Source organism: Buttiauxella cochleicola, assembly GCF_021282405.1.
Taxonomy (GTDB): Bacteria; Pseudomonadota; Gammaproteobacteria; order Enterobacterales; family Enterobacteriaceae; genus Buttiauxella; species Buttiauxella massiliensis.
Genome location: NZ_JAJSOU010000011.1, coordinates 15,552 through 38,196, shown reverse-complemented (window position 1 = coordinate 38,196; position 22,645 = coordinate 15,552). Strand labels below are relative to the sequence as shown.

Genomic DNA, 22,645 nt, shown 5'->3' with positions numbered 1-22,645 from the left:
ATTTTTTTGAGGGTAGGTTGTGAGCCATATCAATCTGATAACGACATGCACAAATGGCAAGCATGGAAATGGTTATAATTCACTGAATTTAAGTGAATATTCTTCTGGGAAAACACCTTCGAATGTTCTTATTCAATCTTGGTGTAGTGCCACAAAAGAAGCTATTTCAAAATCTGCATTTATTCATGTTCAAGATCTTTATAAGGGTGGGCACTGGGCAACTGCAAAATCAATTTGTAATCAATATCCTGTTGATTTATGGGTTCTTTCTGCAGGTCTTGGGCTATTACATTGTAAGGATAAAGTTGTACCTTACCAGGCAACATTTTCAACGGGCTACCAAGAGTCCATTCCTTTGTTTTCTAATGATTTTCATGGGAAGTCCTTCCATCGAACATGGTGGAAAGAAATTACTGAGAGGTCTGTTTTAAAATCTGAACACCCAACATCAATAACTGGGTTGATGAAGGAAAAACCACGAGACTATTTTATCATTTGTGGTTCCCCAGATTATATCAATGCAATTGAGCTTGATATTATTAATGGTCTGGAATATTTGAGTAGCCCAATAAAGCAGGTGTTAATAATCACATCAGGTAAAATAAATATTAGATTAAATGAGTATTTATTAAAGAGTGATAAGAAAATAGCTGATTTTTTGAGCTGTAATATGCTAATGCTTAATATAAGCCTGGCTCAGTATTTTATTAAATTATTTCTACTCAAGCAGTTAAGTGATTTGAGTATTCTTTCGGTCAAACTAACAGAACATTTTATTTCCCTTCCGGAAAGAGAGGTTAGCAAGGGTATTAGACGGAGTCCAGACGACGTAAGTAAATATATATTGAATCTCTTGCAGCAACAGCCAGAAATCAGTGCTACTAAGGCATTACGTGCATTTCGTGATTCTGGAAATTCTTTTGAAGAGAAGCGTTTTCGAACGTTGTTTAAGACTCTCAGTGCCCGTAATGCTTAATGTCCGCACCGTAGATTTGTGATAGAATCCCGCGTTTTTTGAGACCAGACAATAGCGTCACAGGAGAGTAGGTTGTCGAAGCTAAAATACTTTTTCCCGGATAGTCAGGATTTTATCGATCCAAGTTTCGACTTCGTACGAGAAACTCGCAACGAGCATCGCGTACGCCAGCGTGATGATCATTACCCACATGAAGTTTTCCCTCATCCATATGATGGAATGCTGGTTTCAAAAGCGGTAGTGGATGGACTTGGGGGCGGTGAAAGTAAATACACTCGTGCTCAAAGACTTCGCTATTTCCGTAATGGCATGAAGCACTTCTTTCGCTTGCCCGAGAGAATGGAGACTATGGGTGACTGTGGTGCATTTACCTACGTTAATCAGGAAGTCCCGCCCTACCGTGTTGAAGAAGTCATTGAGTTTTACGAGACATCTCGTTTTAACTACGGTGTATCGCTTGACCACATTGTCTTTGGGTATGAAAAACCGGGTGAGTTTTTTACCGGTGATGTTTTGGCTGAATGTCGTCGTCGCCAAGATATAACGTTGACTCTGGCTCATGAGTTCCTCGTCAAAGCAAAAGGCAGTTGTTTTCAGCCCTTTGGCGTCGCACATGGTTGGAGTAAGCATTCATATCGGCAGTCCGTAGAAGCACTGCTAGCAATGGGATATAAGAATATTACTATGGGGGGTATGGTACCCCTTAAAACGACACAAATACTTGAAACATTGGAAGAAATAAAGCCTCTGGTTAAAAGTAATACACAGGTGCATCTATTGGGCATTGCACGACCAGAGAGCTTTGGTGATTTTATAAGCATGGGGGTCACCAGCATCGACTCCACAACACCACTTCAGCAAGCATTTAAAGATCGTAAAAATAACTACCATACGCCTGATGGACCGGCCTATACAGCAGTTCGCGTGCCGCAGTTCGATGCAAATCCGAGTCTAAGCCGTAAAATAAAATCGGGTGTGATCGATCAGGATATGGCTCGCCATTTAGAAAAAGATGCTCTGTACGCTTTATTTGAGTACGACAAAGGGTTGATGCCTTTGTCACAAACATTAGAAACTGTAATGGCCTATGAACGTTTGCATGCTGGTGAAAAAGACGCAGAGAAAATGCGGGCTGACTATGAGCGAACTCTTGGTGAGCAACCCTGGAAGCAGTGTCAATGCAACATATGCAAATCAATTGGTATTAACGTAATTATTTTCCGCGGGGCTGAACGTAACAGGCGTCGTGGTTTCCATAATATTCAGGTGCTGTACAGCCGTTTACAGCGCACATTATCATCACGCTCAGAGGAATTGTCATGAGTCAATATCGTGTTCCTGCCTTGCGAATTAAGCAGGGAGAGGAAAGGCAATTGTTCAGCCTAGCGATCGAAGGTAAACAGATTAGCAAAATTGCGGCGATTTCCAGAATTCGCCGTGGTGAAGAAAGCTTGATTGGTTATCAACGGCCTGAGGTTCGCAATCATATTCGCGAGATTCAGCGCTATATTGAAAGCGCTAACCCCATGATCCCTAATCCAGTCATTATTGCTTTTGATAAGCGGGTTCATTTCGAACCACTGACTGAGAATAGTGATATCGGGCACTTAGTAATTCCTTTCTCGGAAGATGACGATTACGAAAAACCAGGTTTTATTGTTGATGGACAACAACGTACAGCAGCTTTGCGTGATGCTGATATTGAGTCGTTTATGATGCCGGTTTCAGCATTCATCGCAAACGATGCTGAAGAGCAGCGTGAGCAGTTTATGTTAGTGAACTCAACCAAGCCGTTACCGAAAACCCTGCTTTACGAATTGGCTCCGCACACTCATGGACGTCTACCTTCGGATCTTCAATTGCGTAAATTCCCATCTCTTTTGACTCAACGTCTTAACTTTGGAGAGGGGCCACTATCGGGGCGTATTAAGACAGCGACCAACCCAGATGGAGTGATTGCCGATAACTCTATGATCAAAATGATCGATGCTAGCTTGCGTGAAGGAGCACTTTACCGTTTCAGAGATCCTGCTACTGGGCTGGGTGATGAAGCGAAAATGGTCAAATTATTGAATAACTTCTGGTCTGCAGTTGAGGTCGTATTTACTGCAGATTGGGATAAAAAACCGCGTTACTCCCGTTTGCTGCATGGCGTGGGTATTTTGGCTTTGGGAAGTCTGATGGACGAAATTGATCAAGTTCACCAAGAATACCAAGGTGAGCCGGGTTGGACTGAAATCCCTCCAATGAAGCGTTTTGTTGATGAGTTAAACACGATCAAGCATTTGTGTGCGTGGAGTAGTGGTGTTTGGGACTTCGGAAAAGATATTGATGGGCAACCAATTACCCGCAAGTGGAATGAATTACAGAATCTGTCTAAAGATATATCGTTGGTGACGGATTATTTAGTGACCAATTATATAAAAAATGTCAATGCTGGAATTTAGTACATAAGTTAAATTTTAGGCCTCTTATTGTTAATAAGGGGCTTTTTTGTATATAATGAAATAATCCCACTGTGCAATTAATTTGAGATTAACATTGATATATCTTATTGATTTTAATGGGTTAAATTATTATTAGTATTTACGACTGTGAACAATATCACACACATCCTTCTTAAATCCTAACCCTAGCCCATTTCTGTTTATAATTGATCCTGCCTATTATTGGCGTATATTACTTTTCTATGCGTTATGTTTTTCAGTTTTTTTGTAACGCTAGAGTTATTCCCTTCATTACCGAAAAAATACAATGACTACAAAACCCAGTACATTATCAGAAGGTGATCTGGTTACTTCTCCATTGTTTAGTGGGATTGCTAAAATTCTACATTTGTATTCAGCTGAAACGGCTGAAATTGCTTGGTTCGTTTCGCCTCTTGAAAACGAGGTCAACCGGCAGATGGCGGAAGTTTGTACTCTATCGCCTGCCAAAATATATGAAGAAAGTACAGTCTACTTCCATTCAGTGGAGAGTGGATTGTGGTGTCGCGGACGCTATGGTGGACCTAGACCAGAGAATAAACATCTGCTGATCATCCGTTCTGGGCAGGGTGTGGTAGTAGATCTTGCGGACATTTTCTATCCCAATTATGGGCAGGGCTTAGCAATGAACCCTGCCCATTTTCTTGCCGCCCGTTCAAATGATGCTCCGTTTTTTTATCCCCTGCGAGAGCGATTTGTCAGCGCGTGGATTAAGCAGCGTGCAGCATGCCGGTCTATGTCTTCGTTGATCAGCAGTCGCATTGAGGTCGAGCCACATCAGATTGCGGTTGTGCGTCGCATACTGCAGGACCAGAACCCCAAATATTTACTGGCAGACGAAGTGGGGCTTGGCAAAACCATCGAAGCGGGGTTAGTCATTCGCGAGCACATTCTGGAATGTAAATTCGAAGCGCGCGTGCTGGTGGCCGTGCCCCAAGTATTACATGGCCAGTGGATGCAAGAACTGAAAGATCGCTTCGCGCTGCAGGAAGTGATGAGCGATGGACGCCATCCGCAAATTCGTCTTTGCCGTCCCGAAGATATCCACAGTGACGACCAACTTGACTGGAAACCCACATTAATGGTCATTGATGAAGCCCATCAAATGGCCCGTCTGGCATGGTCTGAGAATGCTGGAGAAAATGCGCAATATGAGACGATGGCTGCATTGTGCCATCAGGCGCGCATTGTGCTGTTATTGTCCGGTACGCCCATGCACGGTAATGAACGTACCTTCTTGGCGATGCTACACTGTATCAGCCCACAGGCATGGCAACTCAACCAAGTGGGCATCGAGAAATTTATGCAACGCGTGTCCGAGCGTGAGCGGTTAGGTGGGATCTACAGCGCCCTGACGCCAGAAACGCCGAACATGATGCTGGAAGAAAGTCTGAATGAATTGAGCGATTTGTTCGCGGACGATGCCCGTTTACAGGCGTTGATCGACGCGTTACGCCCGCACGTGGACTTCTTTGCGACTGACGAAAGTGAAGAACGAACGGAAAGCATCCTGGCGCTACGCTACTGGATCGGAGAACACTATCGTCTGTTTCACCGCCTGCTGCGCAACCGTCGTGAAGATCCTTCGCTCATCTGCCTGTTCCCTGGGCTGGACGGTCTGGAAAAAGTCACCTGGCCGGTCAGCGCCGAGCAGGTCACGCAGGATGAAATCCTTGAAGCCTACCGCGAGGCTTCTCTGCGCAACCCTGAACGTTATCGACATCTGAATGCGGATACGTTGGCTGACTGGGTAGATGCGCTGTTTCTCAGTCCGCTGACGCTATCTCGTCGCGCCAAAGAGTGCCAGACCATTGGTGCCGGTAGCGACGAAGAATTCAGTTTCCTCGAACAAATTATTGAGATGGCTCAGCAGGAGCAACGTGCAAAAGATACGGCGTTAATGACGTCCTTAACCCGCTGGTTTGAAACCAACCCAGAGGGTAAGGCGGTGATCTTCTGCAGTGAAAACCCGGAAGCCGCACACCTAGCCACCAAACTGGCGATTCAGGCACCCTGGCAGGTCCTTCGTCATACGCCTGAGGTGCGTATGCAAACGGAATTGCTGGATGACACCTGGCAGGTGCTGATTTGTGATAAACGGGGTGAAGATGGACTCAACCTGCACGGCAAACGTCGATTGGCCATTCACTACAGCGTAAGCCGCGACTTCAACCGGTTTGAGCAGCGACTGGGGCGCTTTAACCGTTACTGCGGAAACCTTCACGTTAAGGCGGTGAAAAGTCTGGTGCTATTGCCGGAGCGAGACGGCCTGACCGCCGACTGGCTAACGCTGCTGGATGAGGGCACCGGCCTGTTCAAACGCAGCGTTGCCAGCCTGCAGTTTGTTCTGACGGAACAACTCGATGCCGTCTGGCGAGACTACGCCAGCCAGGGGCCTTCGGTGTTCCGTGAGAAAATCGCACATCTGGCCGGTGAAGACGGTTTTGTTAATCAGGAACGTAAGCGGGTATTGGCGCAGGAGAACCTGCTGTCGATGGAGCATGAGGTGATTGCGGCCCGTGAGTTCTCCGAGCAACTGGCGGATAAAGAAGAAGATGCCGATGCCCAGGCCGCCGATATGCTGAGGTGGATACGCAACGCGCTGGGCTTCAAGCGTGAGAAATATGAAGAGGGTGGTTTCCGCCTGTGCTTTGAACGCGGACCGAACCAGCGTCAGACGCTGGTCGATGTGAAAACCTTTGTCGACAATTGCCTGGTGGGGCTCGATTTTTCGGAAGGGTACCCGCCTTCGACGGCGATGATGAGCCTGTCGCGCACGGAGGCGAGCAGCCACAAGCTGGTGTATCCATTACGCTATGGTCAGCCATTCGTGGAAACGGTATGGCAGCTAATGCAGGCCGATCCGCGTGGCGCTACGATGGCGCTGCTGCGGGTGCTGACCTCGCTTCCCCTGAAGCAACCGCGTACCTATTTCCATTTCCAGTGGTTAACCGAAGCGCAGAACGACGGTGATGATTCTCTGACGGCGCAGCGCAGCGGCGATGAGCGCTTCAGTCCGGTGGTGAATCAATTCTGGCTGGATGACAGCGGGAACCGCGCGGAACCACAGATTGTCGTTTCTCTGCTGGATAAGCCGTACGATGAGGACGGCAACGTACTGTTCCAGGATATCAACCTGCGTGAAGAGGTGTGGACGCAAATGCCGGACTGGTTTGATCCATTCAACTGGAAGGCCACCGTCCTTGCCGTGAAAGAGCAGGCCTACCAGCAGCTGCAGCAATCCTACGGCGATCAATCAGTGCGCCATCAGCTGCTGGCAATGAAAGCGATAGTGCTTTGTACCCGAGATATGTTGTAAACGGACGTGTAAATGGATACTCAGTGGCTACAACTCCGTGCGGTGCTGAACGGCGAGCACGATGAAAAAGACGGGATTAGTGGGCAATTCTTTACCCGCCTCCTGTTCTGTCTGGGTGATGCCCAGGCCGGAAATAGCGACCGCCTGCATGCATTCTATGATGCTTTGCAGTGCGCTCGGGTGAACGGGCTGGTTCCGTTAATGCTCCCGTATCGGCATCTAACGGATAATGCCGTACTGAGCCGCTTTGGGCTGTGCCGGCATCGGGATTATCCCGGCGAACTCCTGCTGGAGCGTGGTGCTGAAGCACTGGATGCGAATTTGCTCGCGGCATGGCAAGGAGAAAAGCGCCGTTTTCTTGAGTCTCCTCCCCTGGACACGATTCTCCCCACCGTACTCAATGACCCGCGTTACACGCACTACACCTCCGTCGGGCAGCAGCAGGCGGTGCGTGCGGTACTGACTAGCCCGCAGGATAAGACGCTGTTGGTGAATCTGCCTACCGGGGCGGGGAAAACCTTTGTTATCCATGCCCAGATGCTGACATCCCCCCGCCGGCACCTGACGCTGGTTATTGTCCCTACCGTGGCGTTGGCGATTGAACAAGCGCTGCGGGCTAAAGAGGTGATGCAGCGGGCAGGCCAGGACCACGGCGGGAGTTATGTCTGGCATAGTGGGCTTGGCCCCGAGGCTCGCAGTGAGATGAAAGCGCGACTGGCCGCGGGCGAGCAGCGGGTGCTGTTTTGCTCCCCGGAGGCTGCAACCGGTGGGCTGCTGCTGCTGCTCTTTTCGCTGGCCCAGCGCGGCCTGCTAGGCGCGGTGATGGTGGACGAAGCGCACCTGATCGATCAGTGGGGGGCGGAATTCCGCCCAGAGTTCCAGTTGCTGGCCCCGCTGGTTAAGTCGCTGATGGCGACCTCACCGGATCCAATCAAAGTTGTTCTGCTGTCTGCGACCTTCAGCCAAAGTACGCAGGATACGTTAAAAGCGCTGTTTGCGAGTTCACGTCCGGACGCCGTTATTGATATTAACGGTAGCTTTTTGCGCCCGGAGCCCGCCTGGTTTGTCAGCGAAGCCGCGGACTATGACGATTATCTCGTTCAGGTGGAAGCGGCCATCGCTCGTCTGCCGGCGCCGATGATTATTTACACCACTGAAGTGGAACAGGCGAAGTTCTGGCATCAGTACCTGCGTGAACGTGGCTACCGCCGCTGCGGTTTGTTTCACGGCGCAACTCCGATGCACGAACGTGAAGGGCTTATTCATGCCTGGCGTGACGATGCGCTAGATATCATGATCGCCACGTCGGCCTTCGGCGTAGGCATGGATAAAAGCAATGTCCGTACGGTGCTGCACGTGGCGGTGCCGGAGAACCTCGATCGCCTCTATCAGGAGAGTGGTCGTGGCGGGCGTGACGGCAACGCTTCGGTTGCCCAGATTATTTTCCACCATCAGCAGTTGCGGGTGGCGCGTACCTTAAACCGCACCAAATTGATTGGTGCCGGTAAGGGGTTCTTGCGCTGGTCAAAAATGCACCAACTGCGTGAGAAGCACCGGCCAGGCCTCTTTACCGTGCCATTATGGGCTAAGCACCACGATATCCGTATGGATTCACAGGGCAACGTCGACTGGAACCTGCGTACACTGCTGTTGATGCAGCGAGCCGGGTTTATCGATATCGCCTATCCCGCGCCCGACTTGAGCACCATCAGCGCGGACGAGCGTGATGATGAGAAGGTACAGTCCTGGTTCGACAACTATTTCAGCCGTATTCAGGTTTCCGTTCGCCGTGATGGGCATCTCGACGAAACGCAGTGGCAAGCCGGCATTCAGGCGCATCGTGCACATGAACTCTCCATGCGCCAGCGCGGCTTTAGCGTGCTGAGCGAATGGTTAAACGATCTGTCTAACCCGCTGTGCCAGCAGTTAGCCGAGTTTTATACCCTTGACGGCTACGTTCCCGAGCAGGCCTGTGGCGGGTGCCCTGCATGCCGTGCGCAGGGGCGGCCGCCGTTTACCCCAACGCTTGGGCGAGTTTCTCATGTTGTCGGCAATGCGCAGCATGCGGCAGTCGGAAACGATCGGCGCGTTCGCTATCAGACCACCCTGACCACCCGACTGCTGTTGCGCCAGTGGACTGACTGGATTGCGCGCCTGCTGGCCGGTCATCAGGTACAGGCGATCCGGGCAAGCCAGAGTACGCTGAGCCTGCTGAGCGCGGTGCTGCCCGCCGGGTTACCGTTCTGGTGCTCGCTGGCGCCTGATGAAGAGAACAACAGCTGGCACGAACTGGTGCTGGTTCTTCCCGGGGAAGCGCTGCCTGAGCTGGATATTTTTGCCAGCATCAACCGAATTATCGTCGCCCCTGAACAACTGCAGGAGCCGGGGTATCGTGGTCGCCGCTGGTGGGAAGTCGATCAGGGCGCCGTGACGTTAGAACAATTTCAGAGGAGCATTTTCTAGTGGCAATTACAAACAACGCCGCCCCAGGAAGCCAGATTCGTCTACTGTGTATGATCGATCGTGTGCTGAACAGACGAATGGGAGAGCCGGTCGCTAAGGCGGCATTGGTTGATCTGCTCAGACCGGAGATGCTGCCTGGATCCACCGGGGCCAGCAAAAGGCTGCCTGCTGAAATTTCGTTCTGGGCTAAAGAGGGGCTATGGAAGGTGGAAGAAGCCGGCCTTAGCCAGCAGTCGCCGCTGTGCAGCGAACGCGACCTGCCCAGCCGCGTGCTGCGCACCCTCATCATCACTGAAAAGACGGTACCGCTGCTGACAGGAACCCGAGGCCAGCCATTTTTAATGAGCGTGACCTCGGTGCTGGCGCAGGATAAATATACCTTGCGCGGCAATGAACCGCTGACTAAAGACGCTGTGCCAACGGCGGTCGGGCCGATGATTAATGATAAAATGGCTGGCGCGGGCCGACGCAATCTGAACATCAGTAACGAAGCGGAGCCGTTCCTCGACTACGCCTACTTCCTCGGCTTTACCGAACCGTATCTGGATGGCTGGGTGATGGACCCTACGCGTGCGATTGAAGGGGTGCTGGATAATTTGCAGCTAGCCCCAGCCACACCAATTCAGCAGTTCCTTGATCGGCTGGCGGAGCATTTACCGATGCTGGACCGAGGAAAATATCGTGAGCTCGTTGAACCGCTGATTATCGTCGAAAACTGGCAGCCGCTGGAGGGGCGTATCATCAGCGCGTCGCTGAGTCAGGCGTTACTGCGCCTTGAACTGACCATGCAGTTAACTTTCAACACCCTATCTGATGATCCTGATGACTGGATACTGCAAGACACGGACGGCTCTCAGCGCCGTATCAGTACGGTTAGCCTCGGGGAGGCACGAAAATGAAGATGATGGAATACTGGCCCTCCTCGCAAAATATTATCGACTGTATCCGCACCGAGGCGGAAGAGTTGGCGGAACATACGCTGCTGGCTGTGCACCAACCGGTTCGCCTGCTGCGCATGGATAAAGACGGCAACAGGCAAGGGTACGGCAAGGAAGAGGATCTGTTAAACCATTTCCTCGCGACCCCGCGTCCTATCCCTATTGTGGGCAAGGCCGGCGTCGGCAAGTCGCATATTATTCGCTGGCTCGACGCCAAGCTGCGCCTGCGTCCGGAATATAAAGACAACCAATGGCATATTGTGCGTATTCCCAAAAGCGCCAGCCTGCGCGAAGTGCTGACGCTGATGCTCAAAGGGCTGGAAGGGCAGATTTTTGATGAAGCCCGGGAAGATATCAACAAAGTGTCGGAAAAGCGCACGCCTCGCGAGATTGCCGAGTGGCTGCTGATGCTGATGGGCCAGGAGTTGCGTAACCTCCATGAGCGCAACAAGCTGGATATGGAAGCGCTCAAAAAACGGATGCAAGGCTATTCGGCTGAGCAGCAGCATATGATGAAGCCAGAAGCTGTCCGCCTGCAGAAAATTCACGTGCATGCTGAAGATAAAGCGCTGGCGACGCTGATCAATGACGCCTATTTCAAACAGTTTTTGCTAAAAGACGAGCACTGCCTGTTCCGTCTTGCCAGTCGCCTGACCAATGGCGCAAACAGCAACGATCTGGACGAAGGGGAGCAGCAACTTCAGGCCAGCGATCTGGACTTCAGCTTTAACATCAATGACCTCAGCTTACCGGCGCGTCAGTACATCCAGAAAAGCCGCCTCAACACCCATGAGGATGGGCGTAAAGATGCTTCGGAGATCCTGAATCTGGTGCTGGGAAAAGCGACGCAGGCGCTATTCAACCAGCTTTTCAACTTCCGGGGACGCACTTTTTCCGATCTGTTCACCCAAATCCGTGAAGCGCTGCATGAAAAGCAGATGACGTTGATGGTGCTGGTTGAGGACATGTCGCTGATCACGGCCATTGAAGATGTGCTGATCGACAGCCTAGAGAGGGAAGGTATCCGTGACGGTAAAGCGGTGCTCTGCCCGGTATGTTCCGCTATTGCGGTCACCGATGGTTATCAGGGCTATGCTCGCCGTCGTCAGGGGATGCTGGACCGCGCAAAAGGCGAGTGGGTGATTGAAGAAGTTGCCGGCGGTCGCGAAGAGACCCGGCAGCGCATCGTCGATTTTTGCGGTCGCTATATCAACGCAGCCCGTTTTGGCAGCGAAGCCTTACTGAAGCGCTGGGACAAAACCGAGGATAAATCACACTGGCCGCCAGACTGGGAAGCAACCGCCGATGGCGATGAAATTGTTGAAGTTTTTGGCCGCAGCAGCCAAGGATTCTCTCTGTTCCCTTTCAATGCGCGCGCTATTCATGCGCTGGCGGAAAGCTTCTGTCGTGACGATCGCAATGAATTGAAATTCAACCCCCGGCAGATCATCAACCAGTTGCTGCTGCGGGTGCTGCAGCATTGTCGCCGTGACGCCGAAGAGGGGCATTTCCCGCCGGCACGTCTGGCCGATATTGCCGCACCTGCTGGGCTGCGAAGCTGGCTCTTTCGTCAGGGCCTGGTGGATGTTGAACGCGCGGAGTCCATGGTCGCTCTGTGGGGATACCCGGCGAATTCCGGACCGACCCTGAGCAGCGCGCTGTCGTCTGATGTCGCTCGTACTTTTGATTTAGCCGATCTGGCTCAGGTGTTGGAAAACACCAAGAGTGAGCCCGTGGGGGAAGGTCCGTCTGAACCGCCAAGTGTCCATAAACAAGAGGTTAAGGAAAAGAAAATTGTCGTAGAGAAGCCGATCCCCGCGCCTCAAGCGGTGCCCGAGGATAAGGACTCGTTGGCGATCAGAGCGTTGGATGCCGCGGTGGGTGATTGGATGCTCAAAGGGGTTACGCTGGATGGAGATTCCGCGCGCTTTATCCGTGCTACCTTAGCCTATTTCTTTGAGAAACGTGCCGTTTTCTCCTGGGCGGGGACAAGCACACGGCCAACGCTTTATGTAGGCAATACGGGGTTTGTGAATATCGAACTGCCCGAAGCACAGGGTAACCGTGGCGTACACGTGGTGAAATTTATTCCGCAATCGGAATACGAAAAACGTTCCGTGATCCTGACGGATGCCGCAATGGCACTTGCCCGCTTTGGCTACTACCGGGAAACAAAGGGAAAAAACGAAGACTGGAGCTATCAGCAGGGGAAAGCGGACTATCTGGTTATCCAGAGCTTCTGCGATCGCTGGGTTACCTATGCGCTGGCGGAGTTGGTTAAGCATAAGCGCAACGATCTGTCGCTGCTGCTGGGCGAACACCTTAAGCTGGCTCGCTCGCTGGGAATGAAAACCAACGGTGGGGTGACCGAGATGCTGGGGCGACTGCTGCAAAAAAGCTCCGTGCTGAAAAAACAGTTCCGCACCGGCCTGACGCCATCGATTATCGAACTCCGCAAGGACGCCCTTGCGCGGTGGGATGAAGCTCAGGCCAACTGGTTGTCGCTGGTGGCGCTAAATGATCATGCGCTGGAAGGCGATGTGTTGCACACCGCGCTGCAAACGGCGATGAAAGCGAAACCGGACAGCAGCCTGGCGTCGGTCGTGAAAAAGTCACTGTCTGAAATTCGTTCGGAGGTGGGCGTGGCTGAGCTATTCGCGGACTGTGAAAACGCGGATGATTTTTCTGACCTCATCAGCGGTATGACCCAGCAAGTGAAGTCACTGGCGGACAGCGGTGACTATCCTGCCGATATGACGCCTGACAGCCTCACCCTGATGGACTCCCTTACCGGGCTCACCGAAGGCGGCGCATGGCAGACCATTACTAAATTGCGAGGCATTACGCAATCTGAAGATACTCAACGTCAATGGCAGCTAATTTGTGAACTGGACGGCGCTTTAATTACCCGGCTAATGATCGCGATGCAGTGCTGGCAACTGATGTATAAACGGGTATTCGGCGCGATCGCCGCCTACAACAATAGCCACGGCGGGCACCGGATTAGCGAATGTCGGGCTCGGATTGACAGCACGTTGCAGGAACTTGATCTGGTTCTGGAGGAGTTGCAGCAGGCCGCGGGGAAACATGATGACAACGATTAAGACACAGCTTGCCGGATTACGGGAGCAGTACCAGTTAAAAGAACAGCTTCAATCCATGCAGGATGTTTACGAACAGTACCGAGCGATCCGGGATAGGTTGTTGGATGTCGCCGAACCGCTGCAGAAAGGCTGCGCTCAGCTGAAGGTGCTGAAAACATTGCCAGAATTACAGGAGCAGCTTGATTTTCAAGAGAACGCTGCGACATTTTTTGGCGTTCGAGCCGAACTGCAGGCCTTGACCGCAAGTTTCAAAGAGAGCGGAGAGCGCATCGAACAGAACGGTCTGGGCGAATTGCTGGTTCACCTGTCGGGTGTACATGACCGTATTAGCGAGAAAGTAGGGCTGGCTTGGGCGGCGTTTGTGGCGGATCTGGAAGCGCGCGCGGTGCTTGCGCCAGTATTTCTTGAGCAGCAGAAAACGCTTGGTTACACCATGGCGTACACTGACTACCGTAACGCCCTTGATAACTTTAATCGCCAGAAAACCAGCGCACCGGATAGCTTGGCGGTAGTCAAAAAGCTGCAGGGGTATTCCGACGAGATGGTTGAACTGAAAAAGGGGATGGTATTCGACGCTCCTGAGGATGTTCTGCGATTCTTCGATGCTCTCGATAAACAACATCAGGCCTCACTGGCGCTGCTGACGCCAGAGGTGTTGTCCTGGCTAAAAGAAAAAGCGCTGCTCCAGTCCTTCAACGTTACCCGTAAGAGAGTTATTTGATGGAGGAAATCGAACTATCTCTGCTGCATCGCGTGCTGGATGCGCTGGAAGAACAGGAAAATGCGCTGCTGGTATGGGGTGATACCGGCGGGTTTTTTAATCTCGAGGAGTTGCTGGAGATTATTGCTCGGATAGCGCCTGATGACGATCCTGAAAAGGGGCTGGAAGGTTTACTGGATACTGGCATGCTGATTCAGGCGCCCCATATTAGCGGTCGGCCGGTCTGGCGTACCCGCATGGGGGAAACGGTACATCTTCTGTGCAACCTCCGCCAGTGGATGCCCCGCCAGTCTCTAGAAGAGAGTAAAACGCTGGTCTCTGACTATCGCTTTATTCGCCGTCCGCGTAGCTATCCGCAGCGCGTTGCTGAACCGGAAGCATTGATCGCCGACTGGAAGACGCGGCTGAAACTGAGCCCGCGTATGTGCGAGATCATGCGGCAGGCGCTGGCATCCGCGAAGCCGTTTCGGCTGGCGAGGTTTCAGGCTCGCTCAACCGAGCGCATCATCCAGCACTGGCGCATGCATCAGGGCAACAGCAAAACCGCCAGTGCGACCATCGTCTGTGCCGGTACGGGGAGTGGTAAAACCCTGTCGTTCTATCTTCCTGCGCTCACCAGCCTTGCGGATGAGATCTGCCGTAATTCTGCGTGCAAGGTGCGTATTCTGGCGATCTACCCACGAACAGAGTTGCTTAAAGATCAGTTCGCTGAGACGTTTGCCCAGTGCCGTAAGCTGGATGGATACATGCAGGCCAATGCGGGGCGAAAGATCCGTATTGCCGCATTCTTTGGCGATACGCCGGTGAAGGCGGAATGGAGCAGAAAAGACGTCAAAGGCAAATCAGGCCTTCCCTTCGGGCTGATGAAATGCCAGCAGCCCCACCCGCAAGACCCGCAGCAGCAATGCGGTGGTGCACTGGAATGGCGGCGTGATGATATCTTCTCTCTTCATGAAGTGCTGACCTGTACCCAATGCCAGCATCAGCTAGATGACAGCGAGATCCTGCTCACCCGTAGTACCCAACAGGCCAAAGGCAACGGGCCTGATATTCTGTTTACCACCACGGAAATGCTCAACCTTCAGATGAACTCCGGCTGGAGCAACCATCTGTTTGGCGTAGGGGAAGGGCAGGGGCCGACGCTGGTATTGCTCGATGAAGTTCATACCTACAGCGGGACGACTGGAGCGCAAACGGCGCTGTTGTTGCGCCGCTGGATGCAGCGTACGGACTGCCTGCCGCACTTCGTGGGGCTATCCGCTACCCTAGCGGATGCTCAGCATTTCTTCGCGAATCTGGTGGGGGCGCCCGAAGAAGAGGTGGCCCTTATCGAACCTGAACCGGATGACATGATCGAAGAGGGGGCCGAGTACCTGCTGGCGCTGCGCGGCGATCCGGTATCTGAGACGGCGTTACTGTCTACCACCATTCAGGCCACGATGCTGATGTCCCGCATGCTGGACTGCGATGCGGATAAATCCAGAGGCACGTGGGGCACGAAAACCTTTATTTTTACCGATACCCTCGACGGTAATAACCGCCTCTATCACGACCTTAGCGATGCGGAAGGCTGGGAAACGACGATCCCTCCACGTATCGATCACGCCCCGCTGGCGGCGCTGCGTAATCCGTACGATTTCAAAAGCGATGAACGTTCAAAGACCGAACTGGGGCAGAACTGGAAAGCGGCGATGGATATCGGCCATGACCTCTCTCAGAACAAGGTGATTTCACGTACGTCAAGCCAGGACTCCGGGGTCAATGCGCAGGCGGATGTCGTGGTTGCCACTTCATCGCTGGAAGTGGGGTATAACGATCCTCTGGTCGGTGCCGTTTTGCAGCATAAGGCGCCGAACGATGTAGCCTCTTATCTGCAGCGTAAAGGGCGTGCCGGTCGCCCTCGCGGCATGCGCCCGTGGATGCTAGTGGTGCTTTCTGAGTTTGGCCGCGACCGAGTCGCATTCCAGCGCTACGAAGGGTTGATGAACCCTGAGATTAAACGCCAGGGGCTGCCGCTGGGTAACCAACATGTACAGAAGATGCAGGCGGCGATGGCGACGCTCGACTGGATTAGCAAGACCGGGTCATTTAAGGATGTCTGCGGCATGCTCAGGAAACCGGAGCGCGATTCGCAGAAATTTAAAAGTTATTACACCCCACTGATTACCCTGATTGAAGAGGTGCTAAAGGGTGGCAGAAAGCAGAATGAACTGATTCGCTATATGCAGGATGCGCTGCAACTGCCCGAAAATGCCATTCAGAGCATTCTCTGGAGCCCGCCGCGTTCGATTATGCTGGAGTTTCTCCCGACCATCTTACGCAACCTGAAGTCACACTGGGCGGTGAATGGCGTTGAGTGGGCGGCCCTGCGCGCACCACAGGCAGATGGCGACGGTGAGCAGTATAAAACGACCTCTCCCGCGCCGGAATTTATTCCGCAAAACCTGTTTAGTGAACTGAATCTGCCGGAACTGGATATTCGTCTGATGCGCGGCCGCGATAATGTTGAACAGTGGGAAACGCTCTCTTTCTGGCAAGGAATGCGAGAGTTTGCCCCGGGACGACTGTCAAAGCGTTATGCGATTAGATCAAACAGTAGTACCGACTGGTTGGTGCCTGAAACCTACGTGCCGGTCGCGACCGATGGCCGTCAGTACGTTGATTTCCCGGTAGCGGAGGCATTTGGCGACAGCTATCAGGAAGAGTGTACGGTGGAACACCAGGGGAAGATGATCACGGTCATTAAACCCGCGAAGGTGCTGGCGACACGTGCGGATATCCGCAAACTGACGGATAAAAGTAACGCTCAGTTGCAGTGGGCGCTGAGCTTAATCAACCCCCATATTGCCCATCCGGATGGGGTACCCAAAGGTGCCTGGAAAGGCACGCTCTCTGACGTTACCTTTTTCAACCATCAGCATATGACTCCGCTGGAGCTCGTGCGTTTTTCCACGGCATCGCAGGCATCGATACGCTTCCAGAATCGCGATCGGGCCCACGTTGAATTTAGCTGGGTGAAAGAGGGGGAAAAGGTCGGGGTAGGAAGTCGACAGTGGGTCGACGCCATGCGCCTGCGTTTTCTCCTCCCGAATGAAAATGTCCTGAGCTTGCTACAGCAGGACGATATTCTGCGTGGCCTGCGGCCGGTTTATTTCCAGCATAATGTCAGACAACTTCCGGAATTTGAGTTCGACAGTTTTAAGGCTGATTGGGTGATTGAATGCTTTATGACGCTGCTGGCCGAAACGCTGGCGACGGGAAGCAGTACCTCCGTTGTCTCAGCGCTGCGGGTCATGGGGACAGCGCAAGGGATGGACAGGCTCGTCGATATTCCCGCGAGCCTGTTCCAGCCTGATACCAACAACGCCAACGGTAGCGATCAGGCGCTGCAACTTAACCTACGTGAACTGCTGATTCGTCCGGAGATCCAGCAGTCGCTGCTCGATTGCGCCGACGCCCTATGGAAGCCGGTAGCTGAGCTCGAGGGCTTTGTTGACTGGGCGCGCCAGGTACTGGCGGATACCCTGGCAGCCGGTGTCCAACAGACGTTGAGCACACACCTTCCTGACGTCGATGAACGCGCGGTGGTGACCGATTCCCTCTGGTCTAAAGATTCTCGAAGCGGGGAAGAAATCCTGGAAATCTGGCTCTGTGAAATTGAGTCAGGTGGCAGTGGGATCCTGATCCGGCTGCAGCAAAAGTGGGCGGAAGATCCCGTCACCTTCCTGAATGTATTGGTGCGAAATCTCTCTGCCAGTGACTATGAGCAGATCGACTATGATCTGCGCATGGTACTGGCGCTGCTGCAAACCGATGAGACATTGCGCCAGGCAGTAAGAGACGTGCGCGAGGCCAGTAATATGGACGCGCGTCGAGAGGCGAATAAAAAGCTGCATCTGGAGCTTTCACGCCGCGGTTTCCGTCTATCCCATAGCTTCACTACGGTACTGTATTCTCGCCTGCTGAGGGCTGGCAGCGGGGATGACACTGATGACCAGCTTCATCAACTGCTGACTGAGTGGACCTCGCTTGAAGCGCAGTGTGGCGTTGAGTTTACGCTGAATACGATGGCGCACGCGCTAGCCGTTAAGGCCCGAGGCGTGGATTCAGAAGCGGCGGTTATCTTTGGCTTACAGTGCCGGAATCAGAATCTACTCTGGCCGCGTGGGTACACGATTCGTCAGGCCGAGCTTGGTTTCTACAATATGTTCTGCTCGCGTGCCGTGGTGACTGAACGCCTGCTGGCGGGGGCGCTGTTCAGCGAGCGCATTGAAAAACTGTCTCTCGATAGGCCAGAATGGTTAGCATTGTTACATATCGCGCTGCGTAAACACGGGCGTGCAGAGTTGCTTCTACCTCGCGAGCAGTTAAGCCAGCTCCATCAAGTGATAACGACGGTGCAGATTGAAGCCGTCGATCATCTGGGCCTCTTGCTGTATCCGCGCTTGGGTGAGGTCCGACGTGAGCAGGATAAGTTGATATTACGTATTGAACTCGCGGAGATGGTGCAATGACAATGAAAGCCAATCAGCGCCAGATTTTCCTCCATGGTGCGACTGGGCAGCGAGTCCTTAGAGAGGTGCTGAGTGCGCAACTGGTGGGATTGATTCTGCAGCCTGAACCTATCTGGCTGGTATCTCCCTGGGTGAGCAACTTTATGCTACTGGATAATCGTGCCGGAAGCTGGGACTGCATTGAGCCGGCCTGGGGAGGGCGCGAGGTCGACTTTATAGAGTTGCTGGCCAGCGCCATCAATAACGGGGCGCAACTATCGTTGGTTACGCGCGATTTACCGCAAAACCGCAGCTTTATGAAAGAGCTGGAAAATCGGCTCAATAGCCATGCGGAATACCGTCTGGAACTACGCGACCAACTGCATACCAAAGGGCTGTTAACGTCGCATTTCTTCCTGAAGGGCTCCATGAATTTTACGTGGAGCGGTGTGAATCGAAACGAAGAGTATGTCGAAATGAGCTGCGATCCGCATATGATCGGCGAGGCGATAACGGCATTCGAAAGTCAGTACCATTTTAGTGGATCACAGGAAGCGTTCTGATGCAGGCAGATTGGCTGGAAAAATTTTATGCTGACGATACATATCTGGATTTCGGTAAGGCGATGCGCGGGGAGTACAACACGCCGCAAATCAATACGCTAATCCAAAAGGCCAACGCGCAGCAGATGCCCTGCATCATTCCTTCAGCCCGCAAGGGGCGGACGATATTTTATGGCCTGGCGCAAAACGGGCGCAGTCTTGATGAATTGCGGCGGGTGCTGACGGCAGCGTTGGGCTCTGCGGATACGAGTGCGGATATCAAAACGCTGTATCACCCAACCGAGCTAGGGGAACAATTGCTGCTTGAGCGATCTCCGAATGGGATCCTGTCTTTCCATTTTTTACAGGTTGCCGTGACAACGGCAGAAGAGACCGCGAAGTTGCGGGGTGAGCGGGCGAAAAGAGTGTATGCCATGCTGGAAACGGTCATGGAACTCTACCGTCAACGGCCGGTGCTGAATACGCTGATTAGCCGACAGACAGGGCGTATCCTGCGCGACTTTTACACCGCCTGTCATGCCCATGACGGAAAAGCCGCTGAGCTCTACCTACAGGAGTTACGGGGAAATCAGGCACTGTCGCCGCTGAACCTGCTATTTCTCGAACTCCAGGGGATGGCCGCCTCGGCGAAATGGGAAGCGATACTGACCTTCCCCCGCCTGGACGTGCTGCTTCAGGGGCGAGTGCCTGAACGTATTCAGCGCCTGCTTTTGCGTTCGACCGGGCATTACATGATGAATGCCATTCAGAAGGCGAACTTCCCGGAGGATTTAAGGGATGGTGCCCGCCGACTGGCGCTTGATATGTTGCCGCTGTACAAAAAAAAGCCGGGGTTTGCCCATCACGACAACTTCCTCCCGGACTGGCAGCTTTGGGCGATGGGGGCGGCACTGCTGGGCATTAATGGGTGGCAAACGGCTAGCCCTATCCTGCAGCAGGGGTGGCTTAAGCAGGTTGATCATTGGGTCAATGGTGCCAGCGCGCTGCCAGCCGTTGTGCAGGATGCCGAACAGAAACTGATCCAGGCCCCGGTAGTGACGTTGTTGAGCGTTGACGATGCGATAGCCTTATTAGCCGAAGCCTTCATGGCGGACGTGGAGCGCGAGAGCGAAATTTTCGCTCGGATGAGCGCTATGCCAGAGGTCACGCAACAGGCGTTACGGGCAACTCCGAAGTACTGGGACGCCTGGCTGGGGCTAAAGAAACGCTGTGAACCGCAGGGCTATGGCTGGCATCACTGGCTGCTTGACGTTCAGCAGGCTACGGACAGCCAGCAGTATGAATCATTACGTCAGCAGTTGACGATACAGTATATGGACTGGCTCCCTGCGACCTTTGATGAGCAGCAGTGGATGCAACTGCTGGGCCAACAACCGACTGGCATGCTGGGTCAGGCGCTGCGTGACGGTTTACCTAACGTGCTGCAATGGCTTAATGAGTATGGCGTCAGCGTTTCCTCCTCTTTATGGTCAGAATGGCTGACGCTGCTTGCGCTGGAAGGCGTTAGTTCCGTTGAAGATGTCCGACTTGGCGGTATGATCCTTGATATGTTGCTTTCTGGTAGCTTCAGTCGCAAGGAGTATCTTGACGCGCTTGACGCTATCGAGGAGCTGTGCACGAAGAATGAATCATCACGCACGGTGGAGTACGCGCTTGATATTGCTGAGGTTCTGTATGACCGGGTGAGTGGCGATGATGCTCGCCGGTTACGCTACTGGGTGGGCGTTCAGGAGATGCTGGTGCGTCGTTGGGAGAGGCTGGACAACAGCATGCAGCTTTTGGCTCGCATGGTGGAGCGACTCTACCTGAGAAATAACGCCGGCAATACCTTCCCGACGGAAACCACACCAACGGGCGTAGCCTCTCCGTTACATCGCGATCTCAGCGGAAAAAAACTGGTGATTTATAGCCTGACGGAAACCGCAGCCCGGCGCGGTAGAGAGGCGTTGATGAAATTGTATCCGGGGCTGTCTATTGAGCTTAACAATGATCATGTGGCCACGGATGCGCTGATTAATGCTGCCAGAAAAGCGGACTATTTTATCTTCGCCAGCGGTAGCTCAAAGCATCAGGCGTTTTATACGGTGACCAATTGCCGCGAGGATATTATTTATCCGGCAGGCAAGGGAGCCTCAAGCATGGTTGCTGCCTTTATTCGCGAACTGGTCTGATTTAGCAAGGAATAGCACCTGCTATTCCTTGTCTGTTATTCACCGCGATAAATGCAGCCTGCAGAGCATGTCTCTTTAACGACGACTGCACTAAGGATTGGGAGTTGCGGCTTAATCTGATTCCAAATCCATTCAGCAAGCACTTCGCTGGTGGGATTCTCCAATCCAGGAATATCATTGAGATAGTAATGATCCAGGCGATCTAGCGTCGGCTTGAAAATGGCCTTGAGTTCAGCGAAATCAATAATCCAGCCTGTGTGTTTATCAACTTCACCGGTAATCTCAAGGCGCACGACAAAAGAGTGTCCGTGTAAGCGGCCGCATTTATGGCCATCCGGAACATTGGGAAGACGGTGTGCGGCTTCAAAGGTAAAATCTTTGTATAACGTAGTTTTCATGATGACCTCATTTTTTTGTTATACAGTAACAATAAGACGCAAGATTTCCCAGCTTTTCTGTGTTAGCTATTAACATTCTATTGGATTGGCAAGATTAGTTCGGTCGTATCCAAATCAGGTTTTGGCTGTGACCCAATGATGCAAGATATGCGTGTAGCTAAATTATGTGCTTTCCCTGTTTTCAAGTCCTACATTGACCGATTCTTATGCATTAACGCAATGGTTCTGAAGATTGGTAGCAAGAAAGCATTTCAGCATTCTCATGATGCTCCTCCTGTTGGCTGATTTAAGTTTCCGGTTTAGCCATGCGAGGCAATAACGTTTACCAAAGGAGTCAGTGGCGTATTGTGTACAGTGCCAGCCGACTTTACTGACCTTGGGAGAGGCATTGGAGAGGAAACGCTGCAGGCGTCTGGCTTCACATAGAGGCTGCTGCTTGTAAGCTACAGCTAGGTATGTCCAAACCATGGGCGTTCAGTGTCGTATTCAGGATGGTATTGCAGTGCGCTGTTATATAGATGTTAGGTATGGCGGTCGTAGTGGATTGTCTGCGCCATTTTGGCACCGATCAGATGGTCATTACCATCGAGAGCGATAAAAGGTTTTGCAAACATAATCAGATTCCTGCAGGCAGACGTAACCCGCCCCTGAAGGGCCGGTAACTGATGTGTTAACATTTAATATTGCGATTTTAAATCAGGTTGGAATTGGAACAGGTTAATTCCTCGATTCATAAATACGGTAATATAACCATTCTTCCAGATCGCTTTTTAACCAGCGGGATGCTCTGCCCAGTTTAATCGGCTTAGGGAAGGCCCCATCCTGAATCAACTTATAAAACCATTTATCGCTCAGGCCAGTGAACTGTGTAATGAATTTCATATCAACAAATTGATCTTCAAATAGTGCAGGTTTTGTATACATGATGATGTGTTCCGGCTAAGGATGAATAACCGAAGCTGTTAGTAGACTAATCATTACCGTCAGCTCCTCCACATCAATGGCTTCTGTTG

Annotated in this window: 13 protein-coding genes and 1 pseudogene; 11 read left to right on the top strand and 3 right to left on the bottom strand. The window is 52.4% G+C overall.

The window, feature by feature from the left end:
- The first annotated feature begins 19 nt into the window (after positions 1 to 19).
- From LVQ79_RS15340 to dpdD, 11 genes are all read left to right on the top strand, one after another.
- The gene (locus LVQ79_RS15340) at positions 20 to 976 is read left to right on the top strand and encodes a hypothetical protein (protein ID WP_232865608.1); all 957 of its coding nucleotides are present in this window, start codon (positions 20 to 22) and stop codon (positions 974 to 976) included.
- Positions 977 to 1,048: 72 nt separating this feature from the next.
- Entirely contained in the window at positions 1,049 to 2,299 is a 1,251-nt protein-coding gene (gene dpdA / locus LVQ79_RS15335) for a tRNA-guanine transglycosylase DpdA (RefSeq protein ID WP_232865607.1), read from the top strand.
- Positions 2,296 to 3,423, top strand: a complete 1,128-nt coding sequence (gene dbpB, locus LVQ79_RS15330; RefSeq protein WP_232865606.1) for a DGQHR domain-containing protein DpdB — start codon at positions 2,296 to 2,298, stop codon at positions 3,421 to 3,423. Before dpdA ends, dbpB begins: the two co-directional genes overlap by 4 nt.
- Before the next feature lie 307 nt (positions 3,424 to 3,730).
- Positions 3,731 to 6,781, top strand: coding sequence for a protein DpdE (gene dpdE / locus LVQ79_RS15325; RefSeq protein WP_304502995.1), 3,051 nt, complete (start codon positions 3,731 to 3,733; stop codon positions 6,779 to 6,781).
- A 12-nt stretch (positions 6,782 to 6,793) separates the two neighbouring features.
- Entirely contained in the window at positions 6,794 to 9,244 is a 2,451-nt protein-coding gene (gene dpdF / locus LVQ79_RS15320; protein ID WP_232865604.1) for a protein DpdF, read from the top strand.
- Positions 9,244 to 10,143 carry a protein DpdG gene (gene dpdG, locus LVQ79_RS15315; RefSeq protein WP_232865603.1) on the top strand — a complete coding sequence of 300 codons (900 nt, stop codon included), beginning with the start codon at positions 9,244 to 9,246 and terminating at the stop codon, positions 10,141 to 10,143. Before dpdF ends, dpdG begins: the two co-directional genes overlap by 1 nt.
- A gap of 2 nt (positions 10,144 to 10,145) precedes the next feature.
- A complete protein-coding gene (gene dpdH / locus LVQ79_RS15310) occupies positions 10,146 to 13,286 on the top strand; it encodes a protein DpdH (protein ID WP_370639861.1) in 3,141 nt (1,046 codons plus the stop codon).
- Complete coding sequence (dpdI, locus tag LVQ79_RS15305; RefSeq protein WP_232865601.1) at positions 13,270 to 14,007, top strand: protein DpdI; 738 nt, start codon at positions 13,270 to 13,272, stop codon at positions 14,005 to 14,007. The genes dpdH and dpdI overlap by 17 nt, the downstream gene beginning before the upstream one ends.
- Positions 14,007 to 18,521, top strand: a complete 4,515-nt coding sequence (gene dpdJ / locus LVQ79_RS15300; RefSeq protein ID WP_232865600.1) for a protein DpdJ — start codon at positions 14,007 to 14,009, stop codon at positions 18,519 to 18,521. Before dpdI ends, dpdJ begins: the two co-directional genes overlap by 1 nt.
- Positions 18,518 to 19,063: a phospholipase D-like domain-containing protein DpdK gene (dpdK, locus tag LVQ79_RS15295; protein ID WP_232865599.1), complete on the top strand. Its 546-nt coding sequence runs from the start codon at positions 18,518 to 18,520 to the stop codon at positions 19,061 to 19,063. The genes dpdJ and dpdK overlap by 4 nt, the downstream gene beginning before the upstream one ends.
- The gene (dpdD, locus tag LVQ79_RS15290) at positions 19,063 to 21,234 is read left to right on the top strand and encodes a protein DpdD (protein WP_232865598.1); all 2,172 of its coding nucleotides are present in this window, start codon (positions 19,063 to 19,065) and stop codon (positions 21,232 to 21,234) included. The genes dpdK and dpdD overlap by 1 nt, the downstream gene beginning before the upstream one ends.
- Positions 21,235 to 21,269: 35 nt before the next feature.
- Here dpdD and queD read toward each other — a convergent pair whose 3' ends face one another.
- The 3 genes and pseudogenes from queD to LVQ79_RS15275 form a co-directional block, all read right to left on the bottom strand.
- Entirely contained in the window at positions 21,270 to 21,632 is a 363-nt protein-coding gene (gene queD, locus LVQ79_RS15285) for a 6-carboxytetrahydropterin synthase QueD (protein ID WP_232865597.1), read from the bottom strand.
- Between the two features lie 312 nt (positions 21,633 to 21,944).
- Positions 21,945 to 22,246: pseudogene (locus LVQ79_RS15280) on the bottom strand (DUF7828 domain-containing protein); the annotation flags it as partial.
- Positions 22,247 to 22,349: 103 nt separating this feature from the next.
- Positions 22,350 to 22,556, bottom strand: a complete 207-nt coding sequence (locus LVQ79_RS15275) for a helix-turn-helix transcriptional regulator (protein WP_232865596.1) — start codon at positions 22,554 to 22,556, stop codon at positions 22,350 to 22,352.
- Positions 22,557 to 22,645: the final 89 nt, after the last annotated feature.

Excerpts from the sequence above, each read along its gene's own strand:
- queD (WP_232865597.1), bottom strand. The coding sequence starts at position 21,632 with ATGAAAACTACGTTATACAAAGATTTTACCTTTGAAGCCGCACACCGT.
- dpdI (WP_232865601.1), top strand. The coding sequence starts at position 13,270 with ATGATGACAACGATTAAGACACAGCTTGCCGGATTACGGGAGCAGTAC.
- dbpB (WP_232865606.1), top strand. The coding sequence starts at position 2,296 with ATGAGTCAATATCGTGTTCCTGCCTTGCGAATTAAGCAGGGAGAGGAA.
- dpdD (WP_232865598.1), top strand. The coding sequence starts at position 19,063 with ATGCAGGCAGATTGGCTGGAAAAATTTTATGCTGACGATACATATCTG.
- dpdF (WP_232865604.1), top strand. The coding sequence starts at position 6,794 with ATGGATACTCAGTGGCTACAACTCCGTGCGGTGCTGAACGGCGAGCAC.
- dpdE (WP_304502995.1), top strand. The coding sequence starts at position 3,731 with ATGACTACAAAACCCAGTACATTATCAGAAGGTGATCTGGTTACTTCT.
- LVQ79_RS15275 (WP_232865596.1), bottom strand. The coding sequence starts at position 22,556 with ATGTATACAAAACCTGCACTATTTGAAGATCAATTTGTTGATATGAAA.
- dpdJ (WP_232865600.1), top strand. The coding sequence starts at position 14,007 with ATGGAGGAAATCGAACTATCTCTGCTGCATCGCGTGCTGGATGCGCTG.
- dpdH (WP_370639861.1), top strand. The coding sequence starts at position 10,146 with ATGATGGAATACTGGCCCTCCTCGCAAAATATTATCGACTGTATCCGC.
- dpdK (WP_232865599.1), top strand. The coding sequence starts at position 18,518 with ATGACAATGAAAGCCAATCAGCGCCAGATTTTCCTCCATGGTGCGACT.